7 protein-coding genes and 1 pseudogene are annotated in these 7231 nt (G+C 56.3%); 5 read left to right on the top strand and 3 right to left on the bottom strand.

Going from position 1 to position 7231, the window contains the following annotated elements:
* Positions 1 to 107: 107 nt before the first annotated feature.
* From AUK77_RS01770 to AUK77_RS01760, 3 genes and pseudogenes are all read left to right on the top strand, one after another.
* Positions 108 to 482 carry a hypothetical protein gene (locus AUK77_RS01770; RefSeq protein WP_296125525.1) on the top strand — a complete coding sequence of 125 codons (375 nt, stop codon included), beginning with the start codon at positions 108 to 110 and terminating at the stop codon, positions 480 to 482.
* A gap of 422 nt (positions 483 to 904) precedes the next feature.
* Positions 905 to 1417 (top strand): superoxide dismutase [Cu-Zn] SodC, encoded by a 513-nt coding sequence (sodC, locus tag AUK77_RS01765; RefSeq protein WP_296125524.1) that lies wholly within the window; start codon positions 905 to 907, stop codon positions 1415 to 1417.
* Positions 1418 to 1676: 259 nt separating this feature from the next.
* Positions 1677 to 3016, top strand: a pseudogene (locus AUK77_RS01760) (IS1182 family transposase).
* Between the two features lie 520 nt (positions 3017 to 3536).
* On the opposite strand, the gene umuC reads toward AUK77_RS01760, so the two are convergent.
* On the bottom strand, positions 3537 to 4796 hold the full coding sequence (gene umuC, locus AUK77_RS01755; RefSeq protein WP_296125522.1) for a translesion error-prone DNA polymerase V subunit UmuC: 1260 nt from the start codon (positions 4794 to 4796) through the stop codon (positions 3537 to 3539).
* Between the two features lie 4 nt (positions 4797 to 4800).
* Positions 4801 to 5232: a translesion error-prone DNA polymerase V autoproteolytic subunit gene (umuD, locus tag AUK77_RS01750; RefSeq protein WP_230924857.1), complete on the bottom strand. Its 432-nt coding sequence runs from the start codon at positions 5230 to 5232 to the stop codon at positions 4801 to 4803.
* Positions 5233 to 5436: 204 nt separating this feature from the next.
* Here umuD and AUK77_RS01745 point away from each other — a divergent pair, with 204 nt between their 5' ends.
* The gene (locus tag AUK77_RS01745) at positions 5437 to 5883 is read left to right on the top strand and encodes a hypothetical protein (RefSeq protein WP_296125520.1); all 447 of its coding nucleotides are present in this window, start codon (positions 5437 to 5439) and stop codon (positions 5881 to 5883) included.
* Between the two features lie 35 nt (positions 5884 to 5918).
* The gene (locus AUK77_RS01740; protein ID WP_296125518.1) at positions 5919 to 6326 is read left to right on the top strand and encodes a hypothetical protein; all 408 of its coding nucleotides are present in this window, start codon (positions 5919 to 5921) and stop codon (positions 6324 to 6326) included.
* A 281-nt stretch (positions 6327 to 6607) separates the two neighbouring features.
* On the opposite strand, the gene istB is transcribed toward AUK77_RS01740, so the two are convergent.
* On the bottom strand, positions 6608 to 7231 hold a 624-nt coding region (istB, locus tag AUK77_RS01735; protein ID WP_296125517.1), incomplete at its 5' end, for an IS21-like element helper ATPase IstB.

The following is a 7231-nucleotide window of genomic DNA, read 5'->3' as shown; positions in this document are numbered from 1 at the left end:
GAAAGATGCATAAAACACTGATCCGCAAGAGAAAAGTCAACATTGTTAGCGAAATGTTAGGCTGCGTATTAGTCGAGCGTTCGGTCTAATCACTGTTAACTGTCACTATGTTCAAAAAAATCGCAGACTGGTTTAAGTCCAGAGAAGAAAGCAAAAAGTTGGAGAATTGGTTTTCCGTGACCTGGGATGATGAGTACATTTATAGAAATGTATCACCTCCCGGCAAGGAAGCATGGGATGACAAGTTCAAATGGGCAGATATAGAGCGTATCTGTTTCGAGGCAACGGATTACATGTATTCTGACGATATATACTTTTTCACTACTGAGAGACCAGAGAGCTATGTTATCCCTACGGAGGCAAAGGGCGGCAGTGAGCTTTGGGGGCTTGTCATTGACAAAAAGTTATTTGACCCAGAACTTGCCATAGAAGCAGCTACGTCACCGGAGGGTATGTTTTGTTGGCCAGCACCAAACAGTTAACAAGCAAAGGCAGCATCGCCCTACGGGCTGGACGCGCTAACGCGCGCCGCTGCTTTGGGCGTTAGGCCCTGTAAAGGATTGTTGGGTTTGAACACCGCGCCAGAAAACACAATCACCGCCTCTGCTGCGCCAGCCTGCAGCGAATGGTCGCCCACACCTTGAGGCCGTTATTTGTGTTCAGCAAAGGAGTGGCTTTCACGTCATGCGCACATCACAAATAACTTTCCGGGGCGCAACCGCTGCGTCCTGCACACCGCCCGGACGGTTCTGCGTATTTCGCACTTCCCAAGTACGGCGACACTGCCTAACAATTGGTTCAAGTCGTTCGCTTCACTCACTCGGGACATCCAAAAGCTACGCTTTTGGCCGCCCCTTAACCAAACGTTAGCCCCAAAACACAAAAACCATCCATGGAGAAAAGCATGAAGAAGTTAATAGCATTCACCCTCGCAATCTCAACATTTTCTGCATTTGCAGATGTTGTTGTGCAAATGAACGCAGTCGATGAGAAAGGTGTCGGCTCTAGTGTTGGGCAAGTAACTATCTCTGAATCGAAGTATGGCCTCGTGTTTACACCAGCACTGCAAGGTTTGGCACCGGGTTTACACGGGTTTCATCTTCACCAAAATCCAAGCTGTGAGCTAAAAGAGAAAGAGGGAAAAATGGTTGCAGCGGGTGGGGCAGGTGCACACTACGATCCAGCAGCTACAAATGCGCATGGTGCTCCGTGGGGTGAGGGTCATCTCGGAGATCTACCAGCTCTCTATGTAGAAGCAAATGGTTCAGCAACTCAGCCTGTTCTTGCTCCGCGCCTGAAATTGAGTGACCTAAATGGTCGTGCGCTTATGGTTCATGCGGGCGGTGATAATCACTCAGATCATCCAGCTGCTTTGGGCGGCGGTGGTGCGCGTGTTTCCTGTGGTGTTATCAAGTAATCTTGGGGCTAACAAGTCGCTCAAGGCCGTTCAGCGCTTTGCGCTTCACTGGACAGTCCAAACCGGCGCATGCTTCGCATTATATGCGCCGGCTTGGCCTGCCCCTTAGCTCTACGTTAGGTTATCCGAGCAAAAGTGACCCGCCCCTCATTCCTCAGTCACTGTGAATGTCCGCTTCTGGCCGATTCTGTTGAAAAAGTAGCTGCCTCCCAATGCCGTTGGCAAAATTGCTCTTTCAGCGAGCGTGGGGGCAAACAGCATGATGGGACAGTTACCGGGAGGACAGCAGCGCCTGTTCTACTCGTTCAACCTGGAAGATCACGTCCCGGCTCAACACCTCCTGCGCAGCATCGACCAGTGCCTGGATCTCAGTGATCTGCGCGCCTACCTGGCGGACTTCTATAGCCCCATCGGACGCCCCTCGATTGACCCGGAATTGATGGTGCGCATGCTGGTCGTCGGCTACTGCTATGGCATCCGTTCCGAGCGGCGATTGTGCGAAGAGGTGCACCTGAACCTGGCCTATCGCTGGTTCTGCCGGCTGGGTCTGGAGGACGAAGTACCCAATCACTCGACCTTCTCGAAAAATCGCCATGGCCGTTTCCGTGACAGCGATCTGTTCCGCTGGTTGTTCAAGGAGGTGCTTCGGCGCTGCATGGCAGCCGGCCTAGTCAAGGGCGCAGGTTTTGCCGTCGACGCCAGCATCATCAAGGCGGATGCCAGCCGGCAACGTGGGGTAGCGGGAGATGAAGTCGATTGGCGTGATCCAACTCTCAGCAGCCGCGCCGTGCGCGAGTACCTCAAAGCCCTTGATGAAGAGGCGCTGGCTGAAGCTCTTCCCAAGAAAATTTCGCTCACCGATCCTCAGTCCCGTTGGACAGCAGCACCAGGCGGCCCGGCTTTCTTTGCCTACTCAACAAATTACCTGATCGACACTGAGCACGGCGTGATCATGGACGTGGAAGCTACCCCGGCGCACCGTACCGCCGAAGTCGATTCGACCAGGACGATGGTCGAGCGTGTCGAAGCGCAGTTCGACCTAACACCGGAACGCCTCATCGGCGACACCGCCTATGGCACTGCCCCGATGCTGGCCTGGATGGTCGAAGAGAAGGACATCGAGCCGCATGTGCCGGTGTGGGACAAGACTGAGCGCAAGGACGACAGCCTCTCCAGTAACGACTTCCACTGGAATCCGGAAGCCAATGAATATCGCTGCCCAGCCTCACCCAGAAAAGATCGCGGGTAACCAAGGCCAACACCATCATCTACCGCTCCAGCCAAACCGACTGCGCTACCTGCTCGTTGAAAGCGAAGTGCTGCCCCAACACGCCGAATCGGAAGATCGTTCGTAGTATCCATGAGGCCGCCCGCGATGTGGCCCGGCGCATCGCCAAGACACCGGAATACCTCATCTCTCGCAGCGAACGGAAGAAGGTGGAGATGCTTTTCGCTCACCTCAAACGGATCATGAAACTCGACCGTTTACGACTGCGTGGCCTGACAGGTGCCACTGACGAATTCACTTTGGCGGCGACGGTGCAGAACCTGCGACGCATGGCCAAGCTTTTGCCTCAAGGGCCACCGCTCACGGGATAGGTACGCCTGCTGCAAGCAGAAACCCTCAAATTAACCCTCAAACCTGAGCAAGGACGCTCAGCGAAACGCCGAAAGGCAACCTGAAGTGGCTTGCAGCCACTTCGACAGCAGGCACACCTGATCGGCAGGCTGCCGCTGAAGCTACTTTTTCAACAGAATCGGCCGGTTTCTGCCGGTCGTCACTAGGGCGTGCGCTGGCCAAGACGAATGCATGCGCTTGGTCAGCAGGAATGCAATTGACTGGTCAGTGGTTGTGAAGGTTGGTGGTCAAATCACTGCAATTTCGTAATGGCCAAGTTCTCCAAGTGATTTGCTCTGGACTGAACGGCAAGTCCAATCAAATACACGAGTAGATTGCGCCGCTGATGTCATTGCATCTGGTGCAATTTGCACTGGAGCATGTCGCTGATGTGGTCTGGAGACACAGAAGATTTCGGCCAGTTTGCCTGCTCTAGATATTTGGAAAGGTGGGCGGCGGGGCGTGACTTGGCCCTGGCGCTGGCCGAGTAAGGCACATAGCTCAACACTTCACCTGCAGCAGTTCACTCCAGGACGTTGTAAATCGAGGGCTCAACCGCTCGCGTTTCATAGAAAACCCCTGATCCGCTGCGAGCCTGGCAGGTCTGATTGTTCCTTTTCCCTGCTTGGCGTTGATCGTGTCGATAACTGCCATCAGCCGATCACTACCAGAACGTGGAACCGGTGCGAAAAGGTCCGGGGTAAATCGGCCTGGCTCAACGAAGTCCATCAGGATTACGCCGGCCTTGGCATAGGCTGGTCCAGGCCTGAATATGGCCTGCAGCCCAGCCAACGACGCGGCTACCAGATCGCGAGTATCGGCTGATGGGTACGGCAGCGCGACGCAGATGGCGCGGCTGTATGGCTCGCCCCGTTGATCGAACGGACTGGAGCGAATAAAGACCTGAATCGCCTGGCATAAATGCCGCTGGCCACGCAGCTTTTCCCCCGCTCTGGTGGCGTATCCTGCGACAGCTTCCTGAAGCTCCTGCAGGGTATGTTTTCGCTCTCCAAACGACCTAGTGCAAGCAATCATCTGCTTGGGTTCCGGCCCTTCTTCCAAGGCGAAACAGGCCTCCCCAGCAAGCTCACGGGCGGTGCGTTCGACATTGACGTTGAACATTCTGCGCAGGGTTTTGCGATCATAGTCAGCCAGCTGCAGGGCGGTAGACACGCCCATAGTGTTTAAGCGGGCCGATATTTTGCGACCGATTCCCCAGACCTCACCGACCTCGGCCAGGGCCAGCAGTCGGCGCTGCCTGGCTGGATCGCGTAGATCAACAACACCGCCCGTTGCCGGCCACTTTTTTGCTCCCCAGTTGGCCAGCTTCGCCAGGGTCTTTGTCGGCGCGATGCCCACGCCGACTGGAATACCCACCTCACGCAATACGCGGGCGCGTATCAGGCGGCCCAGCACCTCAAGGTCACCCTGAACACCCTGCAAATCGAGAAAACCCTCGTCGATGGAATAGACCTCGATGCGCGGGGCCATGGTGCGCAGCGTGCGCATCACCCGCCCTGACAAGTCGGCATAGAGTGCGTAATTGCTGCTACAGGCGATCAAGCCGTGGCGTTCTACTAAGTCGCGCAATTGGAAGTACGGCTGGCCCATCTTCACGCCCAGGGCTTTGGCCTCATTGCTGCGGCTCACTGCGCAACCATCGTTATTGCTCAGCACCACCACAGGCCGGCCATGCAGCTCCGGGCGGAATAGCCGCTCACAACTGACATAGAAGTTGTTGCAGTCAACCAGGGCGAACATGGAATCAGCGTCGGCGCAGTGAGTGCAGGTTATCCGTAACGACGCCCCAGATTTCGAGTGCTTCGCCATCCTGGAAGGTGATCGAGGGGTAAGCCGGGTTAGCGGCCTGCAGCACTGGCCGGCCATTGGCGTCATAGCTCAGCACCTTGGCAGTGAACTCACCCCCAACCAGGGCGATCACCACCTCCCCCTGGTTGGCCACAGCGGCCTTATCGACCACCAGCACGTCACCGTCATAGATACCGACACCCGTGAGGCTGTCACCGCCTGCGCGCACCAGGTACACGCTCGGAGCCCTCACGTTCACCAGCTCATCGAGCGACAGGTATGTCTCGGCATAGTCATCTGCAGGGCTGGGAAAGCCCGCGCTGACGCGGCCCTCGATCATGCGGACGCGGACTGATGAGGGCCGGATGCGGCCGAGGATAGTGGTCATTCTGTGTTGCCGTAATACTGTATAGATATACATATTACTGCAGCTGGAGAGTGAAGCAAGCCTGCCTATATCGGCAGCCGGGCCGTCGCAGAGCAAACGTCTAACACCTGTTTGGACAGTCAGCAGTAAGTTCTCACCTGCACAAAGTTTGGGTTTTTTCAGGCACGGGCGACGCTGGAGGTACTCATAACCAAGGAGCCAGCCATGAACCTTTTGAGCAAACTTGTCAGCCTGTTTACCTCCATCGTGCAGCCAGTCAAACCGGCGTACACGACCATCATCTATCCCATCCAGGGAAAAGCGGTAGTGGTGCACGACAGCCTGGGGATACGCCATGAGCCGCGCTGGCAACATAGCCTGGAGCCGCTGCTGCAAGAGGTTGGTGGTACAAGTTCGGCTTTTGGTAGCCTAAGCGCGGATAACCCCTTCTGGAACGATTCCGCCATTGATTTGGAGGTGGGCAATTCACTGTCGAATTTGTCCGCTGACGACAGCGCTATGTCTGACTCAATTCAATGGGTTAATCCTGCCAACGGATTGCCCTCGTTTGATGGCTGCATCGACATCATGGGTAATCCGATGGGGATGGATTCAACGTTTGATGACTGCTGGAGTGCTTATTCCGGCTGCTCAAGTTTTGACTTTGTTTGAACCGCTGATTGGTATCTGGAAAGAGAGGGGGAAACATGTCGGTACTGGGCTTTGCGGTGCTTTTCATTCTGAGTTTTGCTATCGGGATTTCCTGGTTGGCTCTGAGCGTTGATGCTCGACTTGGGCGGAGCGGTCAGGCGTGTCAATTACCCCTGCCGTTTGATGTTCTGGGTTATGAGCGATTCCAGAAACGTCACACAGGCATTCGGGCAGTGGTGGTGGTAGCCGGAGGAATGCTGCTGTTTTTTGCGGCCGTGGGAGCTGTTGTATTAGGGCGTCTGGCCAGCATGCCACCCGATACGGCAGCACCAGTTTTTCACGCTTATGCCTGGTTGCCGACTGTCTTGCAGCCGCTTATGGCTGTGGGACCAATAGCATTTGTCATAAGTGCGGCGCTGGGAATGTTTTGCCTCGGCAAGGGGCTCGATGCGATAGGGCGCTGATGGCGTTGCCGTTTGTCATCCGATTTGGCAACAGGCTGATGCTAAGTAGTCTGATTACCCCATAGCTGTTCGGCTGCGTTGCCAAATCACCTCCATTTTGGCAACGGTGAACGTGTTTATCAGCTTCAGCAAAAGGATCATTCTTGATGAAATTTTGCGTCTCATTCGTTCGTAACTGCGGATTCCACGCCATTCGGACACTCAGCCCACGCTGATCCGGACACCTGTTCCACGGCCATTCGGACAGGCAGTCGGAGCGCAGCGACGCAGGGGTTGCATTGTTAGTCTGAGGTGCCCGGTGTCGTCAATTTCTTCACCCGCTTGCGCATCGATTCGCCCTTGAGGTTGATCCGATAAGCGTTGTGCACCAGGCGGTCGAGGATGGCATCGGCCAGGGTTGGATCGCCGATCAGTTCGTGCCAGTTGTCCACTGGCATTTGGCTGGTAACGAGGGTCGAGCGCTGGCCGTAGCGGTCGTCCAGTAGCTCCAGCATGTCGCGGCGCTGTTCGGCGGTGAACGGGGCCAGGCCCCAGTCGTCGAGGATCAGCAGGTCGGTCTTGGCGTAGCTGCTCATCAGCTTGGCGAAGCGCCCGTCGCCGTGGGCTAGGCCCAACTCTTCCAGTAGGCGCGGCAGACGCAGGTAGCGCACGCTGTAGCCGTCCCGGCAGGCCTGGTGTGCCAGGGCGCAGGCCAGCCAGGTTTTACCCACGCCGGTGGGCCCGTTGATGATGAGGTTGAGCCCGTCGCGCAGCCACTGACCGCTGCTCAGCTGGAGGATCAGCGCCTTGTCGAGTCCGCGCGGGGCACGGTAGTCGATGTCTTCGAGGCAGGCGTTGTGCTTGAGCCGGGCCTGACGCAGGCGGCTGCTGAGGCGCTTGTCGTCGCGTTCGGTCAGTTCGCGGTC

It is taken from the genome of Pseudomonas sp. Ga0074129 (assembly GCA_001465025.1).
Lineage (GTDB): Bacteria > Pseudomonadota > Gammaproteobacteria > Pseudomonadales > Pseudomonadaceae > Aquipseudomonas.
The sequence above is the reverse complement of the archived record's forward strand: the minus strand, read 5'-3'. Positions and strand labels throughout refer to the sequence as shown.

Coding starts and splice junctions, on each gene's coding strand:
- sodC (WP_296125524.1), top strand. CDS start 905: ATGAAGAAGTTAATAGCATTCACCCTCGCAATCTCAACATTTTCTGCA.
- AUK77_RS01770 (WP_296125525.1), top strand. CDS start 108: ATGTTCAAAAAAATCGCAGACTGGTTTAAGTCCAGAGAAGAAAGCAAA.
- AUK77_RS01745 (WP_296125520.1), top strand. CDS start 5,437: ATGAACCTTTTGAGCAAACTTGTCAGCCTGTTTACCTCCATCGTGCAG.
- AUK77_RS01740 (WP_296125518.1), top strand. CDS start 5,919: ATGTCGGTACTGGGCTTTGCGGTGCTTTTCATTCTGAGTTTTGCTATC.
- umuD (WP_230924857.1), bottom strand. CDS start 5,232: ATGACCACTATCCTCGGCCGCATCCGGCCCTCATCAGTCCGCGTCCGC.
- umuC (WP_296125522.1), bottom strand. CDS start 4,796: ATGTTCGCCCTGGTTGACTGCAACAACTTCTATGTCAGTTGTGAGCGG.